Origin of the sequence: Mycolicibacterium boenickei (assembly GCF_010731295.1) — a bacterium.
GTDB lineage: Bacteria > Actinomycetota > Actinomycetes > Mycobacteriales > Mycobacteriaceae > Mycobacterium > Mycobacterium boenickei.
Genome location: NZ_AP022579.1, coordinates 5128725 through 5155435, shown reverse-complemented (window position 1 = coordinate 5155435; position 26711 = coordinate 5128725). Strand labels below are relative to the sequence as shown.

28 protein-coding genes are annotated in these 26711 nt (G+C 67.9%); 22 read left to right on the top strand and 6 right to left on the bottom strand.

Annotated elements, in window-relative coordinates:
- The first annotated feature begins 9 nt into the window (after positions 1–9).
- Positions 10–1770 (top strand): proline--tRNA ligase, encoded by a 1761-nt coding sequence (locus G6N57_RS24640; RefSeq protein WP_077739000.1) that lies wholly within the window; start codon positions 10–12, stop codon positions 1768–1770.
- Between the two features lie 73 nt (positions 1771–1843).
- Here G6N57_RS24640 and G6N57_RS24635 read toward each other — a convergent pair whose 3' ends face one another.
- Complete coding sequence (locus tag G6N57_RS24635; RefSeq protein WP_077739001.1) at positions 1844–2323, bottom strand: ferritin-like domain-containing protein; 480 nt, start codon at positions 2321–2323, stop codon at positions 1844–1846.
- Positions 2320–2850, bottom strand: a complete 531-nt coding sequence (locus G6N57_RS24630) for a hypothetical protein (protein WP_097925986.1) — start codon at positions 2848–2850, stop codon at positions 2320–2322. Before G6N57_RS24630 ends, G6N57_RS24635 begins: the two co-directional genes overlap by 4 nt.
- Positions 2851–3058: 208 nt before the next feature.
- Here G6N57_RS24630 and rimP point away from each other — a divergent pair, with 208 nt between their 5' ends.
- The 7 genes from rimP to G6N57_RS24595 all read left to right on the top strand — a co-directional run bounded on the left by rimP (position 3059) and on the right by G6N57_RS24595 (position 10786).
- Positions 3059–3604 carry a ribosome maturation factor RimP gene (rimP, locus tag G6N57_RS24625; protein WP_077739002.1) on the top strand — a complete coding sequence of 182 codons (546 nt, stop codon included), beginning with the start codon at positions 3059–3061 and terminating at the stop codon, positions 3602–3604.
- Entirely contained in the window at positions 3601–4629 is a 1029-nt protein-coding gene (nusA, locus tag G6N57_RS24620) for a transcription termination factor NusA (RefSeq protein ID WP_077739003.1), read from the top strand. Before rimP ends, nusA begins: the two co-directional genes overlap by 4 nt.
- 51 nt (positions 4630–4680) lie before the next feature.
- Complete coding sequence (locus G6N57_RS24615) at positions 4681–5058, top strand: YlxR family protein (protein ID WP_076111750.1); 378 nt, start codon at positions 4681–4683, stop codon at positions 5056–5058.
- Positions 5059–5137: 79 nt separating this feature from the next.
- The gene (gene infB / locus G6N57_RS24610; RefSeq protein WP_097925974.1) at positions 5138–7942 is read left to right on the top strand and encodes a translation initiation factor IF-2; all 2805 of its coding nucleotides are present in this window, start codon (positions 5138–5140) and stop codon (positions 7940–7942) included.
- 3 nt (positions 7943–7945) lie between these two features.
- Positions 7946–8449: a 30S ribosome-binding factor RbfA gene (gene rbfA, locus G6N57_RS24605; RefSeq protein WP_077739006.1), complete on the top strand. Its 504-nt coding sequence runs from the start codon at positions 7946–7948 to the stop codon at positions 8447–8449.
- The gene (locus G6N57_RS24600; RefSeq protein WP_077741678.1) at positions 8442–9449 is read left to right on the top strand and encodes a DHH family phosphoesterase; all 1008 of its coding nucleotides are present in this window, start codon (positions 8442–8444) and stop codon (positions 9447–9449) included. Before rbfA ends, G6N57_RS24600 begins: the two co-directional genes overlap by 8 nt.
- 2 nt (positions 9450–9451) lie before the next feature.
- Positions 9452–10786, top strand: a complete 1335-nt coding sequence (locus G6N57_RS24595) for an MATE family efflux transporter (protein WP_077739007.1) — start codon at positions 9452–9454, stop codon at positions 10784–10786.
- An 80-nt stretch (positions 10787–10866) separates the two neighbouring features.
- On the opposite strand, the gene G6N57_RS24590 is transcribed toward G6N57_RS24595, so the two are convergent.
- Positions 10867–11478 carry a class I SAM-dependent methyltransferase gene (locus G6N57_RS24590; RefSeq protein WP_077739008.1) on the bottom strand — a complete coding sequence of 204 codons (612 nt, stop codon included), beginning with the start codon at positions 11476–11478 and terminating at the stop codon, positions 10867–10869.
- A gap of 45 nt (positions 11479–11523) precedes the next feature.
- Here G6N57_RS24590 and G6N57_RS24585 point away from each other — a divergent pair, with 45 nt between their 5' ends.
- On the top strand, positions 11524–11967 hold the full coding sequence (locus G6N57_RS24585) for a MerR family transcriptional regulator (RefSeq protein WP_077739009.1): 444 nt from the start codon (positions 11524–11526) through the stop codon (positions 11965–11967).
- A 96-nt stretch (positions 11968–12063) separates the two neighbouring features.
- Here the strand turns inward: G6N57_RS24585 and G6N57_RS24580 are convergent, their stop codons facing one another.
- Positions 12064–12819 carry an enoyl-CoA hydratase gene (locus G6N57_RS24580; protein ID WP_077739010.1) on the bottom strand — a complete coding sequence of 252 codons (756 nt, stop codon included), beginning with the start codon at positions 12817–12819 and terminating at the stop codon, positions 12064–12066.
- Between the two features lie 22 nt (positions 12820–12841).
- Between G6N57_RS24580 and G6N57_RS24575 the strand changes: the two genes are divergently transcribed.
- The gene (locus G6N57_RS24575) at positions 12842–13105 is read left to right on the top strand and encodes a DUF2277 domain-containing protein (protein ID WP_077739011.1); all 264 of its coding nucleotides are present in this window, start codon (positions 12842–12844) and stop codon (positions 13103–13105) included.
- The gene (locus G6N57_RS24570) at positions 13105–13665 is read left to right on the top strand and encodes a DUF1802 family protein (RefSeq protein WP_077741679.1); all 561 of its coding nucleotides are present in this window, start codon (positions 13105–13107) and stop codon (positions 13663–13665) included. The genes G6N57_RS24575 and G6N57_RS24570 overlap by 1 nt, the downstream gene beginning before the upstream one ends.
- On the opposite strand, the gene G6N57_RS24565 is transcribed toward G6N57_RS24570, so the two are convergent.
- Entirely contained in the window at positions 13654–15297 is a 1644-nt protein-coding gene (locus tag G6N57_RS24565) for a CocE/NonD family hydrolase (RefSeq protein ID WP_077739012.1), read from the bottom strand. The genes G6N57_RS24570 and G6N57_RS24565 overlap by 12 nt on opposite strands.
- 26 nt (positions 15298–15323) lie before the next feature.
- On the bottom strand, positions 15324–15920 hold the full coding sequence (locus tag G6N57_RS24560) for a DUF3558 domain-containing protein (RefSeq protein ID WP_077739013.1): 597 nt from the start codon (positions 15918–15920) through the stop codon (positions 15324–15326).
- Between the two features lie 164 nt (positions 15921–16084).
- Between G6N57_RS24560 and G6N57_RS24555 the strand changes: the two genes are divergently transcribed.
- The 11 genes from G6N57_RS24555 (at position 16085) to G6N57_RS24505 (ending at position 26707) form a co-directional block, all read left to right on the top strand.
- Positions 16085–17041: an ACP phosphodiesterase PptH gene (locus G6N57_RS24555; protein ID WP_077739014.1), complete on the top strand. Its 957-nt coding sequence runs from the start codon at positions 16085–16087 to the stop codon at positions 17039–17041.
- Entirely contained in the window at positions 17038–17712 is a 675-nt protein-coding gene (pptT, locus tag G6N57_RS24550) for a 4'-phosphopantetheinyl transferase PptT (protein ID WP_077739015.1), read from the top strand. The genes G6N57_RS24555 and pptT overlap by 4 nt, the downstream gene beginning before the upstream one ends.
- Before the next feature lie 71 nt (positions 17713–17783).
- Positions 17784–18623, top strand: a complete 840-nt coding sequence (truB, locus tag G6N57_RS24545) for a tRNA pseudouridine(55) synthase TruB (RefSeq protein WP_234815672.1) — start codon at positions 17784–17786, stop codon at positions 18621–18623.
- A 196-nt stretch (positions 18624–18819) separates the two neighbouring features.
- Positions 18820–19431, top strand: coding sequence for a TetR/AcrR family transcriptional regulator (locus G6N57_RS24540; protein ID WP_077741681.1), 612 nt, complete (start codon positions 18820–18822; stop codon positions 19429–19431).
- 120 nt (positions 19432–19551) lie between these two features.
- The gene (locus tag G6N57_RS24535) at positions 19552–20757 is read left to right on the top strand and encodes a lipid-transfer protein (protein WP_077739016.1); all 1206 of its coding nucleotides are present in this window, start codon (positions 19552–19554) and stop codon (positions 20755–20757) included.
- A gap of 45 nt (positions 20758–20802) precedes the next feature.
- Positions 20803–21243 carry a type II toxin-antitoxin system Rv0910 family toxin gene (locus G6N57_RS24530; RefSeq protein WP_077739017.1) on the top strand — a complete coding sequence of 147 codons (441 nt, stop codon included), beginning with the start codon at positions 20803–20805 and terminating at the stop codon, positions 21241–21243.
- A gap of 1 nt (position 21244) precedes the next feature.
- Positions 21245–22120: a MaoC/PaaZ C-terminal domain-containing protein gene (locus G6N57_RS24525; RefSeq protein ID WP_077739018.1), complete on the top strand. Its 876-nt coding sequence runs from the start codon at positions 21245–21247 to the stop codon at positions 22118–22120.
- Between the two features lie 21 nt (positions 22121–22141).
- On the top strand, positions 22142–23008 hold the full coding sequence (locus G6N57_RS24520) for an SDR family oxidoreductase (RefSeq protein WP_077739019.1): 867 nt from the start codon (positions 22142–22144) through the stop codon (positions 23006–23008).
- Complete coding sequence (locus tag G6N57_RS24515) at positions 23005–24273, top strand: acyl-CoA dehydrogenase family protein (protein ID WP_077739020.1); 1269 nt, start codon at positions 23005–23007, stop codon at positions 24271–24273. The genes G6N57_RS24520 and G6N57_RS24515 overlap by 4 nt, the downstream gene beginning before the upstream one ends.
- Positions 24270–25103, top strand: coding sequence for an alpha/beta fold hydrolase (locus G6N57_RS24510; protein ID WP_077739021.1), 834 nt, complete (start codon positions 24270–24272; stop codon positions 25101–25103). The genes G6N57_RS24515 and G6N57_RS24510 overlap by 4 nt, the downstream gene beginning before the upstream one ends.
- Complete coding sequence (locus G6N57_RS24505; protein WP_077739022.1) at positions 25100–26707, top strand: acyl-CoA synthetase; 1608 nt, start codon at positions 25100–25102, stop codon at positions 26705–26707. The genes G6N57_RS24510 and G6N57_RS24505 overlap by 4 nt, the downstream gene beginning before the upstream one ends.
- The last annotated feature ends 4 nt before the right edge of the window (positions 26708–26711 follow it).

Genomic DNA, 26711 nt, shown 5'->3' with positions numbered 1-26711 from the left:
TTGTCGGCTGTGATCACCCGCATGTCCGAGCTGTTCCTGAGAACCCTCCGCGACGACCCCGCTGATGCCGAGGTGCCCAGCCACAAGTTGCTGATCCGGGCCGGCTACGTCCGTCCGGTCGGCCCCGGCATCTACAGCTGGCTGCCGCTGGGCCTGCGGGTGCTGCGCCGGATCGAGAAGATCGTGCGGGAAGAGATGAACGCGATCGGCGGCCAGGAGATCCTGCTGCCCGCGCTGCTTCCGCGTGGGCCCTACGAGACCACCAACCGGTGGACCGAGTACGGCGACACCCTGTTCCGGCTGCAGGACCGGCGGGGCAACGACTATCTGCTCGGGCCGACGCACGAGGAGATCTTCACGCTGACGGTCAAGGGGGAGTACTCCTCCTACAAGGACTTCCCGGCGATCCTGTACCAGGTCCAGACCAAGTACCGCGACGAGGCGCGCCCGCGTGCGGGCATCCTGCGTGGCCGCGAGTTCGTGATGAAGGACTCGTACTCGTTCGACGTGGACGACGACGGCCTCAAGAACGCCTACCACGCCCACCGCGAGGCCTATCAGAAGATCTTCGGGCGCCTCGGCGTGCGCTACGTGATCGTGTCGGCGGTCTCGGGCGCGATGGGCGGCAGCGCCTCGGAGGAGTTCCTGGCCGAGAGCGAGGTCGGCGAGGACACCTTCGTGCGCTGCCTGGATTCCGGGTACGCCGCCAACGTCGAAGCCGTGATCACCCGGGCGCCGGCGCCGCTGCCGATCGAGGGGCAGCCCGCGGCGCAGGTGTACGACACCCCGGACACCCCGACCATCGCGACGCTGGTCGACTGGGCCAATTCGGCTGGTCTGGCGCAGTTCTCGGGCCGCGAGGTCACCGCCGCCGACACGCTGAAGAACGTCCTGCTCAAGACCCGTGAGCCCGGCGGCGAGTGGGAGCTGCTGGCCATTGGCGTGCCCGGTGACCGTGAGGTTGACGAGAAGCGCCTCGGCGCTGCGCTGGAGCCCGCCGAATTCGCTCTGCTCGATGACGCCGACTTCGCCAAGAATCCGTTCCTGGTCAAGGGCTATGTGGGCCCGAAGGCGTTGTTGGACAACGAGGTTCGTTATCTCGTTGATCCGCGCGTGGTGGACGGCACAGCCTGGATCACCGGGGCCGACGCACCCAACAAGCACGTGGTGGGCCTGGTCGCAGGCCGCGACTTCACCCCGGACGGCACCATCGAGGCAGCCGAGGTCCGCGACGGTGACCCGTCACCCGATGGTGCCGGTGTACTGACCTCGGCGCGGGGCATCGAGATCGGCCACATCTTCCAGCTGGGTCGCAAGTACGCCGACGCCTTCACCGCCGACGTGCTCGGCGAGGACGGCAAGCCGGTGCGGCTCACGATGGGCTCGTACGGCATCGGCGTGTCCCGCATGGTCGCGGTGATCGCCGAGCAGCAGCACGACGATCTGGGCCTGCGCTGGCCGGCGTCGGTGGCGCCGTTCGATGTGCACGTGGTGGTGGCCAACAAGGACGACGCCGCACGGACCGGTGCGACCGAACTCGTGGCCGCGCTGGACCGGCTCGGTCACGAGGTGCTGTTCGACGATCGCAAGGCCTCGCCCGGCGTGAAGTTCAAGGACGCCGAGCTGCTGGGCATGCCGTGGATCGTGGTGGTCGGGCGCGGGTTCTCCGACGGTGTGGTGGAGCTGCGCAACCGATTCACCGGCGAGAACCGCGAGATCGCAGTCGACGACGCTGCGACAGAGATCTCGGCTGCGATCAGCGAGGGCTGAGCGGCGTCGACTTCTACGCCAGGGCTGCTGCTGATCGCGGGCAGCAGCCCTCGTGTGGAAAGCGGCGACCCGGCTATTCGCCCCCGCCAGGGAAGGCGACCGTAACCGGCCAGGCGTTCACGATCGCGCGCCACTTGGCCGCCGTGACGGCCGTCTCTGACAGTGCGGTCACCGCGAACGCGCGGTCCTCGGCGCTGGTGGCCTGTTCGAGCACCGCGCGCCAGGCCACCGAGGTGTCCTCTTCCATGCGTATCGCGAGGTTGGCGGCATCGGTCGGGTCGGTCACCGGCGAGGGCAGCTGATATCCGGCCGCGGGCAGCGGCGGGGTCACCGAGCGTGCTTCGAGCATGCTGATGGCGGATTCGCGACGTGCCCGGTGTTCGGCCATCGCCGTGGCCACCAGGGCGTTGTCCTCGGCCGTCGAATGGGCCGACACCAGCCCGTAGCCGTAGATGGCGCCGTGCTCGACGGCCACCGCGTCGAACAGTGCGGCGTCAGCGGCAGTGGTCGGGCGGCTGGGTGAGGTGGTCGAGCGTGGTCCCGGTGAGGTCACTGCGCACCTCCCAGCGCGACGGTGTAGGCCGCCGTGCACGAGGCGGCGATCGATCCGAGCAGGCCGGCGCGATAGCCGGAGAGTGTGCGCGCCAGACCCGCCGCGCGCTCCGCGGACTCTTTGAGCGCGTTGGCGACGTCGTCGACCCCGGGAGCGGACCCGCCTGCCTGGGTGCCCGGGATGGTCTTGGCCGTGCTCCGGGGGGCGGTGGTGCTCGTAGCGGTGTCCGCAGGGGCCGAACCCGTCATCCGGGTCAGCTCGTCGGCCAGGGCCTTGGCGTGCGCAGCGCGATCGCCTGCGACCGCGTTCAGGGCGCGGGTCGCCGCTGCCTGCGGGGGCTGGGCGGCTGCCGCGTCGGCGGCCAGCGCACTGTCGGCCCGCGCGCGGTCCCACTGCTCGGTCAAGTCGTCCACTTCGGGCTGGGGCGGCGTCGTACCGCATGCGGCGGCGGTGGCGCCCAACAGGGCAAGGGCCGCGGCCGAGAGCAGTACGCGCCGCCGGCTGATGTCTGCATGGGCGCTCGGCACGTGAACATCCTGCCATTGCTGCCGCACCGGTCTGACGCCGCGCCGACCGGTCGGCGCGTGCCGGGGCGACGACATTCGCCACGCACCAAGTTGCGATTGACCGTTGCTACGGCGGGCCTGGCGTATCGTGAATAGGCGATTCCAGGGCCGAACCAGGTGGCTGGCCCTGGGATTTGTGTCGGAGACAATTCAAGATGAGGAGCTCGCCGTGGCACCGGATCCAAAGTTGCGGTCTGCGGATTTGCCGTCGCAGACGCAGGTGATCGAGCTACTTGACGGCGAGTTCGCGCGCGCCGGTTATGAAATCGATGATGTCGTGGTCGACGCGGCTGCTCGCCCGCCCCGCATCACCGTTATCGCCGACGGCGACGAGGGCCTCGATCTCGATTCCCTGGCCGCGCTTGCGCGGACGGCCTCGGAACTGCTCGACCAGCTGGCGCAGGGCGACACGCCGTATGTGCTCGACGTCACCTCGCCGGGTGTGGACCGCCCGCTGACGCAGGCCAAGCATTTTCGCCGCGCCCGCGGGCGCAAGGCTGAATTGACGCTGACCGACGGCTCGGTGTTCACCGGCCGCCTCGGGGAAACCGATGGCACGGTGCTCAAAGTCGTGGTGCCAGAAGGGCGGGATCTGGCCGTCCGCGAACTTGCTCTTGCCGACATCGCCAAAGCTGTTGTGCAAGTGGAGTTTTCACCTCCAAACCGACGTGAACTGGAACTGTCGGGAGAAACCGGGAAGGGGGCCGGCGAATGAACATCGACATGGCGGCGCTGCATGCCATCGAAGCGGACAAAGGCATCACCGTCGATGTGGTCGTCGAGACCATCAAATCGGCATTGCTCACCGCGTATCGGCACACCGAAGGGCATGAGCCCGACGCCCGGATCGACATCGACCGCAAGACCGGTGTGGTCAAGGTGATCGCTCGTCAGACCGATGCCGACGGCAACGTCCTGCACGAATGGGATGACACGCCTGAGGGATTCGGCCGCATCGCGGCGACCACGGCCCGGCAGGTGATCCTGCAGCGGCTCCGCGACGCCGAGAACGAGAAGACCTACGGAGAGTTCGCGGCCCACGAGGGCGACATCGTCGCCGGGGTGATCCAGCGCGACGCCCGGGCCAACGCCCGCGGATTGGTCGTCGTCCGGATGGGCAGCGAGACCAAGGGGTCAGAAGGGGTGATCCCCAGCGCCGAGCAGGTGCCGGGGGAGCGCTATGAGCACGGTGACCGGCTGCGCTGCTACGTCGTGGGCGTCACCCGCGGCGCTCGTGAGCCGCTCATCACGCTTTCGCGCACGCATCCGAACCTGGTCCGCAAGCTGTTCTCGCTGGAGGTGCCCGAGATCGCCGACGGGTCCGTGGAGATCGTGGCGGTCGCCCGCGAGGCCGGTCACCGGTCCAAGATCGCGGTGGCCTCACGGGTGCCCGGGCTGAACGCCAAGGGAGCGTGTATCGGCCCGATGGGCCAGCGCGTGCGCAATGTGATGAGCGAACTGTCCGGCGAGAAGATCGACATCATCGACTACGACGAGGACCCGGCACGCTTCGTCGCGAACGCCCTGTCACCGGCCAAGGTGGTGTCGGTATCGGTGATCGACGAGGCCGCGCGCGCGGCACGGGTGATCGTGCCGGACTTCCAGCTCTCGCTGGCGATCGGCAAGGAAGGGCAAAATGCCAGGTTGGCGGCTCGGCTCACCGGTTGGCGGATCGATATCCGCAGCGATGCGGCGCCGCAGCCCGAGCATGACGTCCGGCCCGGGGCGGTACACGATTGACAGTAGTGACCGGCGTTTCGGACCACAGCCCTCGGGGCGGTAGACTCAGCCGTGATCCAGCGCGAGACTCCGGCTCTGTCGCATCGAAGCACCTCCGACACATCTGTCGGACCAGTGCGGACTTGCGTCGGGTGCCGGAAGCGAGAGTTGGCCGCCGAGTTGCTCCGAGTGGTCGCGGTGACCGACGGGAACGGGACGTGTTCCGTAACCGTTGACCCCGCGGCGAGCCTGCCAGGGCGTGGTGCGTGGCTGCACCCCGACCAGCAGTGCGCGCAGATGGCAGTGAAGCGACGAGCCTTCGTCCGAGCGTTGCGACTCACCGGTTCACCGGATACATCCGCGGTGATCGAGTACGTCGAGAACATCGATCTCGACAGGCCCGACACCCCGGCAACAGAACAGGTAGCGAAGAACATGAGCACACCGTGAAGTCCCGATGACCATGCGTCATAGCTAAACCCGAGGCGCGGCGCCTACCACCGCTGTTGCCTCCAGACGAGGAGATGTAGTGGCAGCAGGTAAGGCCCGTGTACACGAGTTGGCGAAGGAACTCGGTGTCACCAGCAAGGAACTCTTAGCCAAGCTCAAGGAGCAGGGCGAGTTCGTCAAGTCGGCGTCCTCCACCGTGGAGGCGCCGGTCGCGCGTCGGCTGCGCGAATCGTTCGGCACAAAGGCCGGCGGTAAGAAGCCCGAAGACAAGCCGCGCCCGCAGGGCGCCTCTGGCGCCGCATCTGCGGCGCCCAAGCCCGGTGCACCCAAGCCGGCTCCGGCCAAGCCCGCCGCCGCGCCCGCGGCGCCGGCGGCCGAACCGCAGGCCCCGGCCGCTGAGGCCGCCCCGGCCGCCCCGCGGCCCGCAGCACCCAAGCCTGCGGCTCCGCAGCCCCCGGCCGCGCCGAGTGCACCGGCTGCCGCGGCGCCCAGCGCCCCGGCGGCGCCGACTCCGGGCGCGACGCCCGGTCCTCGGCCCACCCCAGGTGCCACCCCCGGCCCGCGTCCGGGCCCGGCATCCGGCGCGCCGAAGCCTGCCCCGCGCGCCCCGCGGGTCGGCAACAACCCGTTCTCTTCGCAGCAGCCCGTCGAGCGGCCCATCCCGCGTCCGCAGCCGCGGCCGGGTGCCCCGCGTCCCGGCGGTGGCCCGCGTCCGTCGCCCGGCAACATGCCGCCGCGACCGGCAGGTGCCGGTGCTCCCGGCCGTGGCGGCCCACGCCCCGGCCCGCGTCCCGGCGGTGGTCCGCGTCCCGGCGGTGCCGGTGGCGGCGGCCGTCCCGGTGGTGGCGGCGGCGGTAACTACCGCGGCGGCGGTGCCGGTGGCGGTGGCGGCGCAGGTGGTGCGGCTGCCGGTGGCTTCCGGGGTCGTCCCGGTGGCGGCGGCGGTCGTCCCGGTCAGCGCGGTGGCGCGGCGGGTGCGTTCGGTCGCCCCGGCGGTGCCCCCAAGCGCGGTCGCAAGTCGAAGCGGGCGAAACGCGCCGAATACGAGAACATGCAGGCGCCCGTCGTCGGTGGCGTGCGGTTGCCCAAGGGCAACGGCGAGACCATCCGGCTGGCCCGCGGCGCGTCGCTGAGCGACTTCGCCGAGAAGATCGACGCCAACCCGGCCGCACTGGTCCAGGCGCTGTTCAACCTGGGCGAGATGGTCACCGCGACCCAGTCGGTCGGTGACGACACCCTGGAGCTGCTCGGCAGCGAGATGAACTTCAAGGTGCAGGTCGTCTCGCCCGAGGACGAGGACCGCGAGCTGCTGGAGTCCTTCGACCTCACCTACGGCGAGGACGAGGGCGGCGAGGAGGACCTCGAGGTCCGTCCGCCGGTGGTCACCGTCATGGGTCACGTCGACCACGGCAAGACCCGACTGCTGGACACCATCCGGAACGCCAGCGTCCGCGAGGGCGAAGCCGGTGGCATCACCCAGCACATCGGCGCCTACCAGGTCGAGGTCGATCTGGACGGCACCGTCCGGCCGATCACCTTCATCGACACCCCGGGTCACGAGGCGTTCACCGCCATGCGTGCCCGTGGCGCCAAGGCCACCGACATCGCGATCCTGGTGGTCGCGGCCGACGACGGCGTCATGCCGCAGACGGTGGAGGCCATCAACCACGCGCAGGCCGCTGACGTGCCGATCGTGGTGGCGGTCAACAAGATCGACAAGGAAGGCGCCGACCCGGCCAAGATCCGGGCGCAGCTGACCGAATACAACCTGGTGGCCGAGGACTACGGCGGCGACACCATGTTCGTCGACATCTCCGCCAAGCAGGGCACGAACATCGAGGCGCTGCTGGAAGCGGTCGTGCTGACCGCCGACGCGGCTCTGGACCTGCGGGCCAACCCCGACATGGAGGCCCAGGGTGTGGCGATCGAGGCGCACCTGGACCGCGGTCGCGGCCCGGTGGCCACCGTGCTCATCCAGCGCGGCACGCTGCGGGTCGGCGACTCGGTGGTGGCCGGCGATGCCTATGGCCGCGTCCGCCGCATGGTCGACGAGCACGGCGACGACGTCGAAGAGGCGCTGCCCTCGCGTCCGGTCCAGGTCATCGGCTTCACGTCGGTGCCGGGTGCCGGTGACAACTTCCTGGTTGTCGACGAGGACCGCATCGCCCGCCAGATCGCCGACCGGCGCAGCGCGCGCAAGCGCAATGCCCTGGCCGCGCGCAGCCGCAAGCGGATCAGCCTGGAAGACCTGGATTCGGCACTGAAGGAAACCAGCCAGCTGAACCTGATCCTCAAGGGCGACAACGCCGGTACGGTCGAAGCCCTCGAGGAAGCCTTGATGGGCATCGAGATCGACGACGAAGTGGAGCTGCGGGTCATCGACCGCGGTGTCGGTGGCGTCACCGAGACCAACGTCAACCTGGCTTCGGCCTCGGACGCGATCATCATCGGGTTCAACGTCCGTGCCGAGGGCAAGGCGACCGAGCTGGCCAACCGCGAGGGTGTGGAGATCCGGTACTACTCGGTGATCTACCAGGCGATCGACGAGATCGAGAAGGCCCTCAAGGGCATGCTCAAGCCGGTGTACGAGGAGAAGGAGCTCGGCCGCGCCGAGATCCGGGCGATCTTCCGGTCGTCCAAGGTCGGCAACATCGCAGGCTGCCTGGTCACCTCGGGCATCATGCGCCGCAACGCCAAGGCCCGACTGCTGCGTGACAACACAGTGGTCGCGCAGAACCTCACGGTGTCCTCGCTCAAGCGCGAGAAGGACGATGCCACCGAGGTGCGCGAGGGCTACGAGTGCGGTCTGACGCTGACCTACTCCGACATCAAGGAAGGCGACGTCATCGAGACGTACGAACTCGTCGAGAAGGTGCGGACCTAGGGTATGGCTGATCCGGCACGGGCCAAGCGGCTCGCCAAACGGATCTCCACCATCGTCGCCTCGGCGATCGAGTACGAGATCAAGGATCCCCGCCTGGCGGGGGTCACCATCACCGACGCGAAGGTGTCGGGCGATCTGCACGACGCCACGCTGTACTACACGGTGCTGGGGTCCTCGCTCGAAGACGAACCGGACTATGCCGGTGCGGCGGCGGCGCTGGAGAAGGCCAAGGGCGTATTGCGGACCAAGGTGGGCGCCGGGACCGGGGTGCGATTCACCCCGACCCTGGCGTTCGTCCGCGATACCGTGCCTGACGCGGCGCACCGGATGGAGGAGTTGCTGGCCCGGGCGCGGGCTGCCGACGAGGACTTGGCAAGAGTTAGGCAGGGCGCCAAGCACGCCGGCGACGAGGACCCGTACCGTGTGAGCGGGGCGGAGAACATGGACGGGCTTGCCGACGGGGCAGACACAGAGGATGCCGGTGACCGCGATCGAACGGATGACTGATACTGCTCATTCGGGGGCTCCCAACGGGTGCCCTTCCACCGGTCTGCGTGTCGACGCACGTGCGGCAGCCGACCTCCTCTCGGACGCGACGAGCATCAGCGTCGTGTGCCACGTCTATCCCGATGCCGACACCATCGGCGCCGGTCTGGCGCTCGCGCAGGTCCTCGACGACGCGGGTAAGCAGGTCGAGGTAGCCTTCGCGGCTCCCGACCAGCTGCCCGAGTCGTTGCAGACCCTGCCGGGCGGGCATCTGATGGTTGCCCCCAACAGCATCCGGGATGACGCGGATCTGGTTGTCACAGTGGATATTCCGAGCGTCAACCGGCTCGGTGCGCTGCGTGAGCTGGCCGAGAACGGTCGCGAGGTGCTGGTCATCGACCACCATGCGTCGAATCAACTGTTCGGCACCGCGAACTACGTCGACCCCACGGCGGACTCCACCACGATGCTGGTGGCCGAGCTTCTCGACGCTTGGGACAAACCCATCGACAAGCGGGTGGCGCACTGCCTGTATGCCGGGCTGACCACCGACACCGGTTCATTCCGCTGGGCCACCGCCCGGGCGCACCGGCTGGCGGCCCGGTTGGTCGAACTCGGGGTGGACAACGCCTCGATCAGCCGCGCCCTGCTCGACACCCACCCGTTTGCGTGGCTGCCGATGCTGTCACGGGTGCTGGCGTCGGCGCGGTTGCTACCGGAGGCCGTCGGTGGCCGGGGGCTCGTGTATGCCGTTGTGCCGCATGATGAATGGTCCAGCGCCCGGCCGGAGGAAGTGGAGAGCATCGTCGACATCGTGCGCACCACTCAGCAGGCAGAGGTCGCCGCGGTGTTCAAAGAGATTGAGCCGCAACACTGGTCGGTTTCGATGCGGGCCAAGTCGCTCAACCTGGCCACCGTCGCCAGCTCGTTCGGGGGCGGCGGACATCCGCACGCTGCCGGGTATTCCGCGGCAGGCCCCGCCGACGACGTCGTTCAGGCGCTCGCGGAGGCGCTCGCGTAGCCATGGTTGAGCCGGAAGGCGACATCCCGGTCGCACCGGCCACCACCCGTCGCATCGCCGGCTTGGCGTTGCCTGCGCTGGGTGTCCTGGCGGCCGAGCCCATATACCTGCTCTTCGACATCGCGATCGTCGGACGTCTCGGCGCGTTGAGTCTCGCCGGTCTGGCCATCGGCGGCCTGATCCTGGGCCTGGTCAACTCGCAGGGCACGTTCTTGTCCTACGGCACCACGTCACGCTCCGCCCGCCTATTCGGGGCAGGTGACCGCAAGTCGGCGGTGGGCGAAGGTGCCCAGGCCACCTGGCTGGCGCTCAGCCTAGGGCTGCTCATCATCGTGGTGGTGCAGGCCGCGGCGGTGCCGCTGCTGACCGCGATCGCCGGACACGCCGATATCGCCGACGCCGCGCTGCCGTGGCTGCGCATCGCCATCCTGGCCGCTCCGGCGATCCTGGTGTCGCTGGCCGGCAACGGCTGGATGCGCGGTGTGCAGGACACTGCCCGCCCGCTGCGGTACGTGGTGTTCGGATTCGCGGTGTCGGCGGTGCTGTGCCCGCTGCTGGTGTACGGCTGGCTGGGGTTGCCCCGGTTGGAGTTGGCCGGGTCGGCGGTCGCGAACCTCGTGGGCCAGTGGGTGGCGGCGGTGCTGTTTCTGCGTGCGCTGGTGATCGAGAAGGCTGCGCTACGGATCCAGCCCGCGATTCTGCGGGCGCAGTTGACCATGGCCCGTGACCTGCTCATGCGATCCCTGGCGTTCCAGGCCTGTTTCCTGTCCGCGGGAGCGGTGGCGGCACGATTCGGAGCGGCCTCCGTCGCCGCGCATCAGGTCGTGCTGCAGGTGTGGAGTTTCCTTGCGCTGGTATTGGATTCACTCGCCATCGCCGCGCAGTCGCTGGTGGGGGCGGCGCTGGGGGCCGGTGAGCTCGTGCACGCCAAGAGTGTGGCCTGGCGCGTGACCCTGTTCTCCACGCTCGCCGGGGTGGTGCTGGCGGTGGTGTTCGCCGTCGGCTCGACGGTGCTGCCGTCGGTGTTCACCGACGACGCGTCGGTGCTGGCCGCCATCGGGGTGCCGTGGTGGTTCATGGTGGCCCAACTACCGGTGGCCGGAATCGTCTTCGCGCTCGACGGCGTACTGCTGGGTGCGGGCGACGCGAAGTTCATGCGCAACGCCACCCTGACGAGCGCGCTCGTCGGCTTCCTGCCGCTGATCTGGTTGTCGCTGATCTACGGCTGGGGACTGTTCGGCATCTGGTCGGGGCTGAGCACTTTCATGGTGCTGCGGCTGATCTTCGTCGGCTGGCGCGCGTTTTCCGGTCGCTGGCTGGTGCCGGGTACCGCCTAGAGTCGCACCGCGAGCGTGCGTGTCTGCGCCCCGACACGCCCTGCAGCGTCAACATTCTGCGCACGCTCACGCCGCGCGAGCTACCGCCGTGTTGCGCTGACCACCCAGGCGGCTCGCTTGCCGGCACCGTGTGCGGCCACGGACACGCCATCGAACCCAGCGTCACGACACAACGCACCGAACGCCTCGGCCTGTTGCCCCGTCCAGCCGTGGCTGGCCAATCCGGTTGCGTCATCGGGTGATTGACGTTCGATCGCGATCAACTGTCCGCCTGGCGCCAGCACGCGGCGGGCCTCGGCAACCGCCTTGTCGACGTCCTGCCAGTGGTGCACCGTGGCCAGCGCCCACACCACGGTCGCCGACCCGTCGGTCACCGGCAGGGCCTCGGCGGTGCCCTCACCCCAGGTGATGGGCGCGCGCTTCGGCGTGACCAGACGTGCGATGCGCAACATGGTGGACGACGGATCGACGCCGGTCACCCGCGCACCGCGGCGGGCTGCCACCCGGGCGGCGGTCCCCGGTCCGCATCCCACATCGACGACGTGGTCTGCCGGCGAGACCTGTGCGACATCGGCGGCCATCCTGGCTTTCGCCCGGCCGACCAGGAGGAAAAACAGCCCGCACAACACCCCGGCGACCCCTGCGAATCCGGGGTGGTCGGCATGGTGATTGATCGCACGCGTGGCGCTCATAGGTAGACCTTGCCGGTTCAAGCTGGGTTGAAGTCAAATGGGGGCATGGACGTGATCCCGATCGGCGAGGCCGCCGCGCGGTTGCAGATGAGCCCGTCGGCGTTGCGGTACTACGACGAACGTGGATTGGTGTCGCCGCGGCTGCGGCAGGCCGGCAAGCGCATGTACGGACCCGAGGAGCTCCGCCGGTTGGCATTGCTCAAGATCGTGAACCGGCTGGGCCTTCCGCTCGACACCGCGGCCGCCGTACTGGATGCACCGAGCGAGCAGTGGCGCGAGACGGTGCGCGAGCAGATCGCCGCCCTGGACCGGGTGATCGCGCAAGCGCAAGGGGCACAGCAGTTTCTGACCCATGCGCTGCGCTGTCCGAAAGACCACCCCGCTCGGGAGTGCGAAACGATGATCGGAGCGCTCGACCGGCTCGTCGACGGCATGAGCGTCGAGGAACTCGCGGCCGACCAGACCGGTAAGGGCTGGCTCGTCGACTGACCCTCATCTGCACCGCGAGCGACCGCTGATGTATGCGACACGCCGGGCATTGCTGTACAGACACGGTCGCTCGCGGTGCAGGGCGACGAAGCGGTGTCAGCGCACCTGGGATCGTCCCCGCTCGATCACGGTGCTGCGGCTGGCCGCGATGTCGTCACCGGTCGCCGTGGCCATCCACGCTCGCGCGGAGGCCGCTTCGATCCACAGGCCCTGATCGGTCTGCGCCTCGTCGATGCGGTGGTAGGACGCGAGTAGCGCACGGACGGCGGCCTGATTGTTGGCGACGATGGACGCGGCGACCGTGCGTGCCGTGGGCAGCAGCTCGTCGTGGGGGACCACCTCGGTGACCAGGCCGGCGCGCAGCGCGTCGGCCGCGGAGAGGTAGTCACCGGTGAGGCTCATCCGCCGGGCCAGACCCACGCCGACCTTCTGCGGCAACCGAACGCTCAGGCCCCAGGTCGGCAGCAGCCCGACGCGGGCGTGGGTGTCGGCGAACGTGGCCTGCTCGGAGGCGATCAGGATGTCGCAGTACAGCGCCAGCTCCAGACCGCCCGTGACCGCCGCGCCGTTGATGGCCCCGATCACCGGTTTGCTCATGGCCGGCCATTTGGGGGAGATGTCGGGCAACTCGGTGGTGTCGCCGAGTTCCTTGAGGTCCAGGCCCGCACAGAACACCGGATCGGCGCCGGTGAGGATGACGACGTCGACGTCATCATCGGCCTGCGCGGCCCGTAGCGCACCGTAGAACTCCGTACGCAACTGCGCAGAAAGCGCATTGCGCGACCGGGGCCGGTTCAGTGTCAGGGTGCGAATCCGGTCGGTGGTGTCGATCAGCAGGACGTCATCGCTCATCCGGTCAACCTATCGTGGTGTCATGTGCCGCAATATCACCGAGCTGCGCGGGCTGGAGCCCGCCGCCACTGACGAAGAGATCGAGGCCGCGGCTCGCCAGTACGTACGCAAGGTCAGCGGTATCACCCGCCCGACCGGCGCCAACGTCGAGGCGTTCGAGGCCGCCGTCGCCGAGGTCACCGCCACGACCACGCGGCTGCTCGACGGGCTGGCCCCGCGCCGGCAGCCGCCCAAGACGGTTCCGCCGCTGCGTCGTCCAGAGGTGCGGGCCCGGCTGGCAACGTGATCCAGCACGAGCTCGCCCAACCCGCGCTCAAGGAGTGGAGCGCGGCCGTGCACGCGCTGCTCGACGGCAGGCAGACCGTGCTGCTGCGCAAGGGCGGCATTCACGAAAAGCGGTTCTCGGTCGCCGCACCGAAGTTCGTGCTGTTCCCGACGATCGCGCACAGCCACACCGAACGGGTGCGCCCCGAACACCACGACCTCCTCGCGGAGGCAGCCGCAGACAGCACCGAGGACGCGGTGACGATCCGAGCCGGCGCGACGGTGGTCGAGGCGGTGGAGGTCAACCGCCCCGAGGCGATCGACGAACTCGCCGACCTGCACATCTGGACGGCCGATTCGATCCGGGCCGACCGGCTCGACTTCCGCCCCAAACACCGGCTGACCGTCCTGGTTGTTCAGGCGAGTCCGCTGCGCACGCCGATCCCGTTGCCCCGCACACCCGAATTCGCCGGGTGCAAAAGCTGGGTCGACGTGCCCGTGCCGGTGGATTGGGCCCCACCGGTGCATGACGACGCGATTTTGCGCGACGTCGCCGACCGGGTGCGTCGGTCAGTCGGCTGAGGGCGGCACCGGTCCGGCCGGCAGTACCACCCGCGACAGCCCGCCCTCCCCGTGATGCACGGTGTGGGTGGCGCGGACCAACAGAGAGCCGGAGATCGGCGGTTCGCCGGTGCCCAGATTCCGGGCGAACCGGGGATGTGAGCCACCGGCGATCAGCACCCGGATCCGCGACCCCGCCGGGAAGCGGTGTGCGACGGCATCGAGCTCGAGGCGCACCGGTCCGGTGTGACCGTTCAATCGGCGGAATCCGTCGGATACGTTGCGGGACCGGCCTTTCGCATCCACTTCACTGATCCGCACGAAGATGTCGTGATGAGGGTTGTCGCAGCTGTGCGCCAGCTCGACCACCGGGTTGCCGGCCAGGTACAGATCGGCAGGCAGCGGCTCTCCCTCGAACGACAGCACATCGCGGCGCCGGGCGAGCTTGGTGTCGTCCCGGTAGCCGCCCGCAGCGGCCAGCAGCCTGCCGCCGACAGTGGGGGTGGGGTCGGCGGGATGGTAGGTGAATGTGGACGGCGGTTCGGCCTCCGACGGCGGGGTCTGGGCCAGCCGACCACCCGGCTGCAGGAACAGCTCACGCTCGGGCATGGCCGGGGGCCAGTCGGCCATCTCCACCCAGCCGTGGCCGTTGACGTGGATCCGCACGGTGCTGCGGTCGGTCTCGCCGTCACCTGCCAGGTGAGCGCCCAACCATTCCAGCGATTCGCCCACCACGGTGGTGAGCCCCTTGGTCAGCAGTTGCGTATGAGTCCACGGCCCGACGGTCAACGCCACCGGGACGCCGCGGCGGTGCAGCTGTTCGTACTGCTCGAGCGTCTGGTCGAGGAAAAGGTCCTGCCAGCCGCTGAGCAACAGGATGGGGACCTCGACGTGCTGCAGTGCTTCATCGAACCGCAGCAGGTCCCAGAACGGATCATCGCGCTCGGGGTGCTCCAGCCAGGATTCGAACCAGGGCGCACCGGTGCCCAGCAGCCTGCGGCCGGCCGCACCCATGGGCAGCCCGGCGGTCGCCTTGGCCAGTTCCGCGGGTCCTCGCAGCTGGCGAGCCAGCGCGGCCACCACACCGGGATCCTCCTGGCGGGCCACCATCGCGCTCCAGCCCAGAAAGTCGTTGAGGGTGAACGAGCCGGTGCCCCAGGCCGATTCGCTGAAGTCGTGCGGGCCGACGGTGATCACGGCCGCTTTCATCTCCGGTGGCGGGTCGGCCAACAGCGCCCACTGGGTGAAGCCCAGGTATGACAGTCCGACCGTGGCGAAGGAGCCGGTGAACCACGGCTGGTCCCGCAACCAGGCCACGGTGTCGGCGCCGTCGGCCATTTCGTGGACCATCGGGGTGAACTGCCCGCCGGACCCGAACGTGCCGCGCACACTCTGGAACACCACGTGATACCCGCGCGCCGCATACACCTGCGCGAACACCGGTGAGAACGGGAAGCGGCGGCCGTACGGTCCGCGCACCAGCAGCGTGCCCGCCGGGCGATCGGTGACGGGCGCGTAGTGATCGGCGACCAGTTCGACGCCGTCGCGCATCGGCACCCGCAGCCCGTGCTGCACGGTGAAGTCGGTCTCGTGCGGCGGCAGGCCCAGAACCTTGCTGACCGCCTTACCGGCGTACCGGCGGAATGTGCTCACGTAGCCAGGCTACGTATCGGGGCGCGTCAGAACTTGTAGTAGGGCGCCAGTTCGTGCGCACGCTGCAGGTTTGTCTGCAGGCAGTCCGGCCGGTCCGGGGAGTGGATGGGGGAGTAGAACATCGACTGCTGGATGACGCCGTAGCTGGTGTCGAAGGCGATCATGCAGGTGATCCACCAGCGGTCGTTCCAGTCGGTGGGCTTCATGATCCAGTACTGAGCGGCCCGGTGACCGTTGATGTCCAGCTCGACCGCGTCGGGAGGGATGGTCTGCTCGTAGGTGCGCCAGACGAATGCCTCGACCGCCATCTGGTAGTTGCCGGCGTCGTAGTGGCACCGCAGGCTGTCCTCGGGCTCCGGCGGGGTGACGGCCAGGCCGATCCGCTGGACCACGTCGAACGGGATGTCGTTGCACGGATCGAACGGTGACGGGTCTGTGGTCTCGATGACCGGCCACTTGATCGTCGTCGACACGTTGGTCATCGGGAGATCCGTGACATCGAGCTGAAGCGGCCCGGAGCCCACAGCCTCGGTCGGGTTCGACTGCCACCCCACGATCACCGCCGCTACCAGCGCCGCAACCAGGCCTGTCGACGCCGACAGCAGTCGCAACTTGGCGGCCATCACACCCCCTCATAGTTTTGTGGCAAAACGTTCCCCGGCTTGCGGGGAGTGTAGCGGTCGGTCGCAACGGACTCGACCATAAACGAGAACCTGTTCTAGTTGTCAACGGCGCGCACTGCCGCCGCCCGGTTAGGCTGGTCCGTTGTGGTGGTGCAACTGTGGTGATGGATCACGAAGCGAGGGACCGGCAGCCGATCCTGTGGGCGATCAGCGATCTGCATACCGGGCACAACGGAAACAAGCCGGTCACCGAGTCGCTGTACCCGGCCTCGCCCGAGGATTGGCTGATCGTCGCCGGTGACGTCGGGGAGCGCACGGACGAGATCCGATGGGCCCTGGACCTGCTGCGCAAGCGGTTCGCCAAAGTCATCTGGGTTCCCGGCAACCACGAACTGTGGACCACCAACAAAGACCCGATGCAGATCTTCGGCCGGGCCCGCTATGACTACCTGGTCGACATGTGCGACCAGATGGGCGTCATCACCCCCGAACACCCGTTCCCGGTGTGGACCGAACAGGGTGGACCGGCCACGATCGTGCCGATGTTCCTGCTCTACGACTACACCTTCCTGCCCGAGGGAGCGTCCACCAAGGGCGAAGGGCTGGCCATCGCCCGGGAGCGCAACGTCGTCGGCACCGACGAGTTCCTGCTGTCCAGCGAGCCGTACGCCACCCGCGACGCGTGGTGCCGTGATCGGGTGGCGGCCACCCGCAAGCGACTCGACGACCTGGACTGGATGACCCCGACCGTTCTGGTCAACCATTTCCCGCTGGTCCGCGAACCCTGCGACGCGATGTTCTATCCCGAGTTCTCGCTGTGGTGCGGGACGACGGCGACGAAGGACTGGCACACCCGCTACAACGCGATCTGCTCGGTGTACGGCCACCTGCACATCCCGCGCACCACCTGGTATGACGATGTGCGCTTCGAAGAGGTGTCGGTCGGCTATCCGCGCGAATGGCGTCGCCGCAAGCCCTTCCGCTGGTTGCGCCAGATCCTGCCCGACCCCAATTACGCGCCCGGATATCTCAACGAGTTCGGCGGACATTTCCAGATCACCGCCGAGATGCGCGCCCACGCGCAGCAGATGCAGGAGCGGATCAAGGCCAGGCGTGCATGAGCGACACGTTGTTGGGGCAGGTGCTGCCCGATCTGCCGAACACGCTCGCCGCGGCCGAGTTGTACGACGACCCGCCGGGCCTGACGGCGTTGCCAGAGGAGGCGGCGCTGGTGGCCCGTGCCGTGGCCAAGCGGCGCAACGAGTTCACCACGGTCCGGTACTGCGCCCGTCAGGCGTTGGGCGAGCTGGGCGTCGGCCCGGTGCCGATCCTCAAGGGAGACAAGGGCGAACCGTGCTGGCCCGACGGCATCGTCGGCAGCCTGACGCACTGTCAGGGTTTTCGCGGCGCCGTGGTGGGCCGCGTCGGCGGTGTGCGTTCGGTCGGGATCGACGCCGAACCCCATGATGTACTGCCCGACGGGGTGCTTGGCGCGATCTCGCTCCCGCTGGAACGCGCCGAACTCGGCGCGCTGCCCAACGGCCTGCACTGGGACCGAATCCTGTTCTGCGCCAAGGAGGCCACCTACAAGGCCTGGTACCCGCTGACGCACCGCTGGCTCGGGTTCGAGGATGCGCACATCACGTTCGGGGTGGACGGAACAGGCAGTGCGGGAACGTTCCGGTCGCAGATCCTCATCGACCCGGCCGCCGAACACGGTCCACCACTGACCGCCCTCGACGGCCGCTGGTCGGTGCGTGACGGCGTGACGCTGACGGCGATCGTGCTGTGAGCGGTCCAGATCCGGCGCACGTGAGGAGCAATCCAGATCCCGGCCTGGTGATCGTCGACAAGCCTGCCGGAATGACCAGCCACGATGTGGTGGGACGGTGTCGTCGGCTGTTCGGCACCCGCAAGGTCGGCCACGCCGGCACCCTCGATCCGATGGCGACCGGCGTGCTGGTGGTCGGGATCGAACGCGCCACCAAGATCCTCGGCCTGTTGACGGCCACCGACAAGTCCTATTCCGCGACCATCCGGCTCGGCCAGACCACTACCACCGAAGATGCCGAAGGTGAAGTGCTGCAGTCGGTCTCGGCCGCGCACGTGACGGACGAGCAGATCGAGTCCGCGGTCGCGCCGCTACGCGGAGACATCGAGCAGGTCCCGTCGGCGGTGAGTGCCATCAAGGTCGCCGGCCAGCGGGCCTACAAACTGGCCCGCGAAGGGCAGACCGTCGAGCTGGCCGCCCGCCCGGTGCGCATCGACCGGTTCGAGGTGCTCGCGGTCCGCCGGGTGGACGAGTTCGTCGACGTGGACGTCGATGTCGATTGTTCGTCGGGTACGTATATCCGCGCCTTGGCCCGCGACGTGGGTGGGGCACTCGGCGTCGGTGGGCATCTGACCGCCCTGCGCCGTACCAAGGTGGGCCGCTACGGGCTGGACGAGGCCCGCACACTCGACGACCTGGCCGATGAGGCACGGCTGAGCTACTCGCTCGACGAGGCTTGTCTGGTCGGCTTTCCGCGCCGCGACCTGAGTGTGGAGGAGACCGAGGACACCAGGCACGGCCGGGCGTTGAAGCCGGCCGGCATCGACGGGGTGTACGCCGCTACCGCGCCCGACGGCCGGGTCATCGCCCTGCTGCAGGACGGTTCGTCACGCACCAAGAACGTCGTGGTGCTGCGGCCCGCCACCCTGTAGGCGCGGCGCCCAGCGAGTGTGATGGTGCCGGCTGCGGCGGTCGGTCCCCATTATCGGGCCGCGCGACCGGACACTTAGATGCCGATTTGCCGGTTTCTTGTGCGACGGCAGTCGACGTGCGACGTAGGATGCAGCCGTGGCCACACGTGTGGACGGGCAAACCAAGCGGCGCACGCAGGCTGAGCGTAGCGCCGCGATGCGAGCGCGCCTGCTGGACGCCACCGTGGAGTGCCTGGTCACCTACGGTTACGCGGGAACCACCACGCAACGGGTTGCCGAGGTTGCCGGCGTCACGCGCGGCGCCCAAGTCCACCATTTCCGGTCCAAGGAGGACCTCGTGGTGGCCGCGATCGAGCATCTGGCCGAGCAGCGAGTTCAGGCCGCGGTTCGCGATCTCGGGCGCGCGGCGAGCAACCCCGACGTGGTTTCGACGATGCTCGATTATCTGTGGGAATCGCATCAAGGGCCGGTTTTTGTTGCCACGCTTGAACTCTGGGTGGCAGCCCGCACCGATCCGGTGCTGGCCGAGCAGATCGAGCGGGTCGAGCCGATCGTCACCGGGGCGCTGATCGGGGCGCTGGCGCAACTGGTTCCGAGCCGGGCCACGCAGAAGGATTTGCGGGATCTGGCCTTCACCGCGATGGACGCGTTGCGGGGGATCCTGTTGTCCAGCTTCGCCGACCGCAATCTTGAGCGGGCCAAGAAGCGTTGGGATCGGGTCTGCGTCCAACTGCGGGGCATGCTCGCCGACGCTCTGGGCGGCGAAACCCTGAGCATCGACAAGCTGGACGCCGGCTCCTCTTCGTAACGGCCCGACGGGGCTTCTACCTGCAATTTTCTCGTGCTTCGCCGATGGCGGTTCTTGCCCTCTTGTTAAGATACAAACCAGTTGGTATGTTTCTGGCACCGCACAGAAAGAGAGGCTTTGATGCCCAACAAGGTGTTTGTGATCGGCGTCGGGATGACGAAATTCGAGAAGCCCGGCCACCGCACCAACGACGACGGGTCGGCGTGGGACTACCCGGACATGGCTCGTGAATCTGGCTCGAAAGCGTTGGCGGACGCGGGGATTGACTACCGCGAGGTCCAGGAGGCCTACGTCGGCTACGTCTACGGCGAGTCGACGTCCGGTCAGCGCGCGGTCTATGAGCTCGGGATGACCGGCCTTCCGGTCGTCAACGTGAACAACAACTGTTCGACAGGTTCGACGGCGCTGTACCTGGCAGCACGCGCGGTCCGCAGTGGTATGGCGGACTGTGCGCTGGCACTCGGTTTCGAGAAGATGCAGCCCGGTTCGCTCGGGTCGACGTACGACGACCGGGCGCAGCCGATGGAGAAGCACATCCTGGCGATGGCCGAGATCTCCGAGGTGCTGTTCCCGCCGGCACCGTGGATGTTCGGAGCGGCGGGGCGCGAGCACATGAAGCAATACGGTTCGACCGCAGAGCATTTCGCGAAGATCGGCTACAAGAACCACAAGCATTCGGTGAACAACCCGTACGCGCAATTCCAGGACGAGTACAGCCTCGACGACATCCTGGGCTCGAGAATGATCTACGACCCGCTGACCAAACTGCAGTGCTCGCCGACCTCCGACGGTTCGGGCGCGGCCATCCTGGCGAGCGAGGAGTTCGTCGACAAGCACGGGTTGGCCGACCAAGCGGTGGAGATCGTGGGTCAGTCGATGACCACCGACTTCGAGAACAGCTTCGACGGCAGCTGCAAGGCGTTGATCGGATATCACATGAATGTCGCTGCCGCCCGGCAGGTTTACGACGAGTCCGGGTTGGGGCCCGACGATTTTCAGGTCGTCGAACTACACGACTGCTTCAGCGCCAACGAGCTGCTGCTCTACGAGGCGCTGGGATTGTGCCGTGAGGGCGAGGCCGCGAAGTTGATCGACAACGGCGACACCACCTATGGCGGCCGCTGGGTGGTCAACCCGTCCGGCGGGCTCATTTCCAAGGGGCATCCGCTCGGTGCCACCGGCCTGGCCCAGTGCGCCGAATTGACCTGGCAACTGCGAGGCACCGCCGACAGGCGCCAGGTGGACAACGTCACCGCTGCGCTGCAGCACAACATCGGCCTCGGCGGCGCCGCTGTGGTGACCGCCTACCAGCGCGCCGAGCGCTGACCCGAACAACAACCAACACCTCAACAACACAAGGAGAGAACGATCATGGGACACATCGAAGCCACCAAGCAGCTGTCGGCCAGCCCGGAGGCCATCTGGGCCATCGTCTCGGATCTGCCCAACTGGGACAAGTGGTTCACCGTCCACGAGAAGTGGCTGTGCGATGTGCCGGCAACGGTCACGCCCGGCACCGCGCTCACCGCCAAGATCGTCATGCTCGGCATGGCCAACAAGATCGAGTGGACGATCGAGAAGATGGAGGCACCCACCACCTTCGTGCTGTCCGGGACCGGGATGGCCGGGGTCAAGGCACTCTTCGAGTTCACCGTGACGCCGTCGGGCACCGGTTCGGAGTTCAAGGTGGCGGGCGATTTCGAGGGTGCGCTGGTGAAGGGCGCCCTGGCCAAGGCCGTCGAGAAGGACGGTGCCAAGCAGCTGGACAAGACGCTCGAGCAGCTCGACGCGCTGGCCTCGGCGGCGGTCTGACATGTCCGACGAGGATCTGGCGTTCGACGACGAGGGCCTGAACAAGTGGACCGACGAGGACCGGTTCGAGGTGACCAGGGAACGGCTCGTCGAGTACGCGAAGGCGACCAACGACCCGATTCCGGCTCATCTCTCCGGTGAGGTGGCGCCGCCGGTGTTCGCGATCGTGCCGGTGTTCGAATCACTGCTCACCCCGACTGTCGATGTCGCGCCGGTCGAGCTGATCCCACGGGTAGTGCACGGCGAGCAGGACTTTCACTTCCACCGCCCGATCCGCCCCGGCGACAAGCTGGTCTCGCGCGGGAAGATGATCGGCTACGAAGGGCTGGAGAAGGGCACGCGCGCTGCGGTCTACCTCGAATGCCGCACCGAGGACGGCGAACTCGTCAACGAGCAGTACGTGACGTGCTTCTTCCGGGGGCATGACGCCGGCAAGAAGATCGGTGAGTTGAGCCCCGAGCACAAGTTCGACGACTCCCTGCACAACCGGGCCCCATTGGCCAAGGTCGTCCAGCACGTCGACGCAGACCAGACCTTCCGGTATTCACCGGCGTCGGGCGACCCGATGCCGATCCACCTGGACGAAGAGGTCGCCAGGGATGCCGGATTGCCGGGCATCATCGCCCACGGCCTGTGCACCATGGCATTCACCTCCTGGGCGATCCTCACCGAGGTCGGCGGATCGGATGTCAACCGCCTCAAGCGGTTTGCGGTCCGGTTCTCCAAGATGGTGTTCCCCGGCGACGACCTGGAGACCCGAATCTGGCAGACCGACCGCAGCGGTGGTGCCACCACGTACGCGTTCGAGACCGCCCGGAACGGGGACGCCGGCGAGGAATTCGCCATTACCGACGGCCTGGCCGTCATCGCCGACTAGACGAATCACAGGAGTACGCACATGGGAGCTTTGGAAGGACGGGTCGCCGTCATCACCGGCGCGGGCCGCGGTATCGGCCGGGAGCACGCGCTGTTGTTCGCCCGCGAGGGGGCGAGCGTTGTCGTCAATGATCTGGGCGGCAGCAACACCGGGGAGGGCGCCGACACCGGACCCGCGCATGAGGTCGTCGATGAGATCGTCGCCGCCGGCGGTAAGGCGGTGGCCAACACCCAGAACATCGCCACCTGGGACGGGGCCGCGCGTCTCGTCGAGCAGGCGATCAGCGAGTTCGGCGGGCTGGATGTGGTGGTCAACAACGCCGGGATCCTGCGTGACGGATTCATCGCCGGGATGGAGGAGTCCCAGTGGGACACGGTCCTCGCCGTGCACCTCAAAGGCCATTTCTCCGTACTGCGGCATGCCGCGACGTACTGGAAGGAGCAGAGTAAGGCCGGCCACCAGCCCAATGCCGCCGTCATCAACACCGCTTCGGGTTCGGGCCTGACGATCCCGAACGCGGGCCAGGTGAATTACGGCGCCGCGAAAGCGGGCATAGCGGCGATGACCCTGGTCGCGGCCGAGGAGTTGGAACGCTACGGCGTACGGGTCAATGCCATCGCGCCGATTGCGCGCACTCGCCTGACCTTGGCTACGCCCGGCATGGGGGCACTGATGGGCGAGCCCGAGGAAGGCGAAGTCGACCTGTTCAGCCCGGCGAACATCTCGCCGCTGGTGGGTTACCTGGCATCGGAGAAGTGCCCGATCACCGGCAAGGTGTTCGCGGTACAGGGCGGCGCGATCTCCGAGCTGGGCGGCTGGCACGACGTGAAGACCATCGAAACCGATGGTGTCTGGGAGGTCGACGACATCGCGGTGAGGCTGCCATGATCGAATGGTCCGAATCCGACGAACTCATTCGCGAGAGCGTCCGAGAGTTCATCGACAAGGAGATCGAGCCGCATCGCGACGGTTTGGAAAGCGGTGCGCTGTCGCCCTATCCGATCGCCCGCACGCTGTTCAGCGAGTTCGGCCTGGATGTGGTGGCCGCGGAAGCCATCAAGACGATCCTGGACAAGGAGCGGGCGAAGGCCGCCAGGATTGCTGCCGGAGAGCCGAACCCGGAGAAGAGCGAGGGATCGTCCGGTGGGTTCGGCGACCTCGCGGGTCAGGTGTCGATGGCTGCGGTGCTGGTCTCCGAAATCGCCAGGGTCAGCATCGGATTGCTGAGCACCATCGGTGTCAGTATCGGCCTGGGCGCGGCCACCATCATGAGCCGCGGCACACTCGCGCAGAAGGAGCGCTGGCTACCCGAGTTGGTGACGCTGGAGAAGATCGCCGCCTGGGCGATCACCGAACCCGATGCGGGCTCGGATGCGTTCGGCGGCATGAAGACCTACGTCAAGCGTGACGGTGCCGACTACATCCTCAACGGTCAGAAGACGTTCATCACCAACGGCCCGGACGCCGACGTGCTGATCGTCTACGCCAAGCTGGATAAAGGGGATTCCGGGGTCGACAAACGCAACCGGCCGGTGCTGACTTTCGTTCTGGATTCCGGTATGCCGGGCCTGACGCAGGGCAAGGCGTTCAAGAAGATGGGCATGATGTCCTCGCCCACGGGTGAGCTGTTCTTCGACAACGTGCGGATCACCCCGGACCGACTGCTGGGGGAGACCGAAGCGCATGGCGGCGGCGACGGACGCGAGAGCGCCCGGGCGAACTTCGCCGCGGAACGGCTCGGGGTGTCGCTGATGGCACTGGGGATCATCAACGAGTGTCACCGGCGCTGCCTGGATTACGCCAAGACCAGGACGCTGTGGGGGCAGAACATCGGCCAGTTCCAGCTGATTCAGCTCAAGCTGGCCAAGATGGAGATCGCCCGGATCAACGTGCAGAACATGGTGTTCCAGACACTGGAGAAGCTGCAGGCGGGCAAGATTCCCTCGCTCTCGGAGGCGTCGGCGGTCAAGCTGTATTCGTCGGAGGCGGCAACCGAGGTGGCGATGGACGCGGTCCAACTGTTCGGCGGCAACGGTTACATGGCCGAGTATCGGGTGGAGCAGCTGGCCCGGGATGCCAAGTCGCTGATGATCTACGCCGGCAGCAACGAAGTACAGGTGACCCACATCGCCAAGGGGCTGCTCGCGGGATGATCACCGAGAGCCGGGCCACGTTCGGCGGGGTGGGCACCCGGGTGCTGTCGGTGCCCGGCAACGGAACTCCGGTGGTTCTGCTGCACGGCTACGCCGACAGTGCCGAAACCTGGCGCGGAGTGCTCGCGCGGCTGGAAGCATCGGGACGCCAGGCGTTTGCGGTCGATCTGCCCGGCTTCGGCCGGGCAGATCGCCGCCGCCCCGGCCCGTTGCTGCCGCAGTTCGATGCGTTTGCCGACGCGCTCCTGGCGGAGACCGGCCCCGTGGTCCTCGTGGGAAACTCGCTCGGCGCGGCGACGGCGGTTCGGGCGGCGGCGCGCAATCCGGATCTGGTTGCCGCGCTGATTGCGTTGGACGATCCGCTCAACGCACGCCACTGGATCGCCAGGATGGCACGGAAGCGCGCTATCCCGGCCGGATTCTGGTTGTTCGTCGCGCGCATCCCGGTTCCGGGGCGCGCGCTGCGCTGGCTCACCGTGACCGCTGTGCCGAGAGCGCTCTACGGCCCCGGGATCACGGCGGACCCTGAGGTGGTGACGTATTGGTCCGGTCTGGTGTCGAGGACCGCTGATGTCGCGGCGTTGGGTCGGGATGCCTTCCGTTACGGGCATGAAGCTCTCGGTACTCACCGCGACGTCCGCGTCACGTGCCCCACCGTGGTGGTGCATGGCGCGTGCGACCGAATCATCCCTGTCCATGCGAGTCGGATTCTGCACCAGCAGATTCCAGGAAGTGAGTTCGTCGTGCTGTCCAGATCAGGCCATTGCCCGCAACTCGATGACCCCGAGTCCGTGGTTCGGCTCATCACGGGGATCGGAGCCGCCGCATGATGGGTGTCATCCGTCAGCTGTGTGATGTCGTGGCGGCGGCGATGGTGCTGCAACGCCGGGGTCTGGTCGACCTGACCGATCCTCTCGGGGCCGTCCGGGCCTCGCACGACCTCCGCAAGTACGGGTCGTTCGGCGGCCTGATCACCCATACCGCCGCGCGCTACGGTGACGCGACCGGGCTGGTGGACGAGGCCGGGACGCTGAGTTTCCGCGATCTCGAACGAGCGTCGAATGCCTTGGCCCGCGGGCTGTCTCGCAAGGGGATCGGTGCGGGCGCGGTGATCGGGGTGCTCGAGCGCAATCATCGGGGACTGATGCTGACGTTGGCGGCGGCGGGCAAGATCGGGGCCAAGGTGGTCCTGCTCAACACTGGGTTCGCGGCCCCGCAGTTGGCTGATGTCTGTGCCCGGGAGCAGGTTTCGGCGGTCGTGGCCGATGAGGAGTTCGCCGCCATGCTCGATGTGTTGCCGGGGGCTACCGTGCGCATCGTCGGGTGGTCCGATGGCTCGACGGCACTGCCGACGCTCGATGCCATCGCGGGGGATGAGTGGACCGATCCGCTGCCCGCGCCGGGGAAGGTCGGCGGAATGGTGTTGTTGACCAGCGGTACCACCGGAACTCCCAAGGGGGCACCGCGAAACAAGGTGAGCCCGCTGCAATCCGCCCAGCTGCTCGACCGGATCCCGTGGCCGGCGGGCGGAACCTACTGCGTGGCGGCTCCGCTGTTCCATGCCACCGGCCTGGCCACCTGTTCGCTCGGGCTGGCCCTGGGCAACCGTGTCGTGCTGGCCCGCCGGTTCGATCCCGAGGACACTCTTGCGTCGATCGAGACGCACCGGGCAGGCGCGCTCATCGTCGTGCCGACGATGTTGCAGCGCATCCTCGACCTGGGGCCCGATGTGCTCGCCCGCTACGACACCTCCTCGCTGGAGGTGGTTTTCGCCGCAGGTTCGGCGTTGTCACCGGACCTGTGCCGGCGCACCGCGGAGGTGTTCGGCGACGTGCTCTACAACCTGTACGGCTCGACCGAAGTCGCTGTTGCGGCGGTCGCCACACCCGCCGACCTGCGTGCCGCCCCGGGCACCGTGGGCCGGCCACCGGTTGGATGCACCCTGGCCGCCTACGATGAGCAACGTCGCAGAATTTCCGAACCAGGATGCACGGGAACGCTTTTCGTCTCCAGTGGGCTGAGTTTCTCGGGCTACACCGACGGCGGGAACAAAGAGATCGTCGACGGGCTGTTGTCGTCGGGTGACACCGGGCACTTCACCGCCGACGGGCTGTGGTTCGTCGACGGCCGCGATGACGAGATGATCGTCTCAGGTGGGGAGAACGTCTTCCCGCTGGAGGTGGAGAACCTCCTTGTCGCGCACCCCGGTGTCACGGATGTCGCGGTGATCGGCGTCGATGACGCCGATTTCGGAAAGCGATTGCGCGCCTTTATCGTCAGCGATCCGGCTGCTGAAGTTGACGCCGACAGCATCAGGGCCTACGTGCGTGCGCACCTGGCCCGGCACAAGGTGCCGCGCGACGTCGTCTTTGTACCGATGCTGCCCCGCAACGAGACCGGGAAGCTGCTCAAAGGGCAGCTGGCCCGAAACTAGAAGG

Excerpts from the sequence above, each read along its gene's own strand:
- G6N57_RS24590 (WP_077739008.1), bottom strand. The coding sequence starts at position 11,478 with ATGAGCGCCACGCGTGCGATCAATCACCATGCCGACCACCCCGGATTC.
- G6N57_RS24535 (WP_077739016.1), top strand. The coding sequence starts at position 19,552 with ATGCCCAACAAGGTGTTTGTGATCGGCGTCGGGATGACGAAATTCGAG.
- G6N57_RS24560 (WP_077739013.1), bottom strand. The coding sequence starts at position 15,920 with ATGGCCGCCAAGTTGCGACTGCTGTCGGCGTCGACAGGCCTGGTTGCG.
- pptT (WP_077739015.1), top strand. The coding sequence starts at position 17,038 with ATGAGCGACACGTTGTTGGGGCAGGTGCTGCCCGATCTGCCGAACACG.
- G6N57_RS24505 (WP_077739022.1), top strand. The coding sequence starts at position 25,100 with ATGATGGGTGTCATCCGTCAGCTGTGTGATGTCGTGGCGGCGGCGATG.
- G6N57_RS24555 (WP_077739014.1), top strand. The coding sequence starts at position 16,085 with ATGGATCACGAAGCGAGGGACCGGCAGCCGATCCTGTGGGCGATCAGC.
- nusA (WP_077739003.1), top strand. The coding sequence starts at position 3,601 with ATGAACATCGACATGGCGGCGCTGCATGCCATCGAAGCGGACAAAGGC.
- G6N57_RS24600 (WP_077741678.1), top strand. The coding sequence starts at position 8,442 with ATGACTGATACTGCTCATTCGGGGGCTCCCAACGGGTGCCCTTCCACC.
- rbfA (WP_077739006.1), top strand. The coding sequence starts at position 7,946 with ATGGCTGATCCGGCACGGGCCAAGCGGCTCGCCAAACGGATCTCCACC.
- G6N57_RS24510 (WP_077739021.1), top strand. The coding sequence starts at position 24,270 with ATGATCACCGAGAGCCGGGCCACGTTCGGCGGGGTGGGCACCCGGGTG.
- G6N57_RS24515 (WP_077739020.1), top strand. The coding sequence starts at position 23,005 with ATGATCGAATGGTCCGAATCCGACGAACTCATTCGCGAGAGCGTCCGA.
- G6N57_RS24540 (WP_077741681.1), top strand. The coding sequence starts at position 18,820 with ATGCGAGCGCGCCTGCTGGACGCCACCGTGGAGTGCCTGGTCACCTAC.
- G6N57_RS24520 (WP_077739019.1), top strand. The coding sequence starts at position 22,142 with ATGGGAGCTTTGGAAGGACGGGTCGCCGTCATCACCGGCGCGGGCCGC.
- G6N57_RS24585 (WP_077739009.1), top strand. The coding sequence starts at position 11,524 with ATGGACGTGATCCCGATCGGCGAGGCCGCCGCGCGGTTGCAGATGAGC.
- truB (WP_234815672.1), top strand. The coding sequence starts at position 17,784 with ATGACCAGCCACGATGTGGTGGGACGGTGTCGTCGGCTGTTCGGCACC.
- G6N57_RS24595 (WP_077739007.1), top strand. The coding sequence starts at position 9,452 with ATGGTTGAGCCGGAAGGCGACATCCCGGTCGCACCGGCCACCACCCGT.
- G6N57_RS24530 (WP_077739017.1), top strand. The coding sequence starts at position 20,803 with ATGGGACACATCGAAGCCACCAAGCAGCTGTCGGCCAGCCCGGAGGCC.
- G6N57_RS24575 (WP_077739011.1), top strand. The coding sequence starts at position 12,842 with ATGTGCCGCAATATCACCGAGCTGCGCGGGCTGGAGCCCGCCGCCACT.
- G6N57_RS24580 (WP_077739010.1), bottom strand. The coding sequence starts at position 12,819 with ATGAGCGATGACGTCCTGCTGATCGACACCACCGACCGGATTCGCACC.
- G6N57_RS24525 (WP_077739018.1), top strand. The coding sequence starts at position 21,245 with ATGTCCGACGAGGATCTGGCGTTCGACGACGAGGGCCTGAACAAGTGG.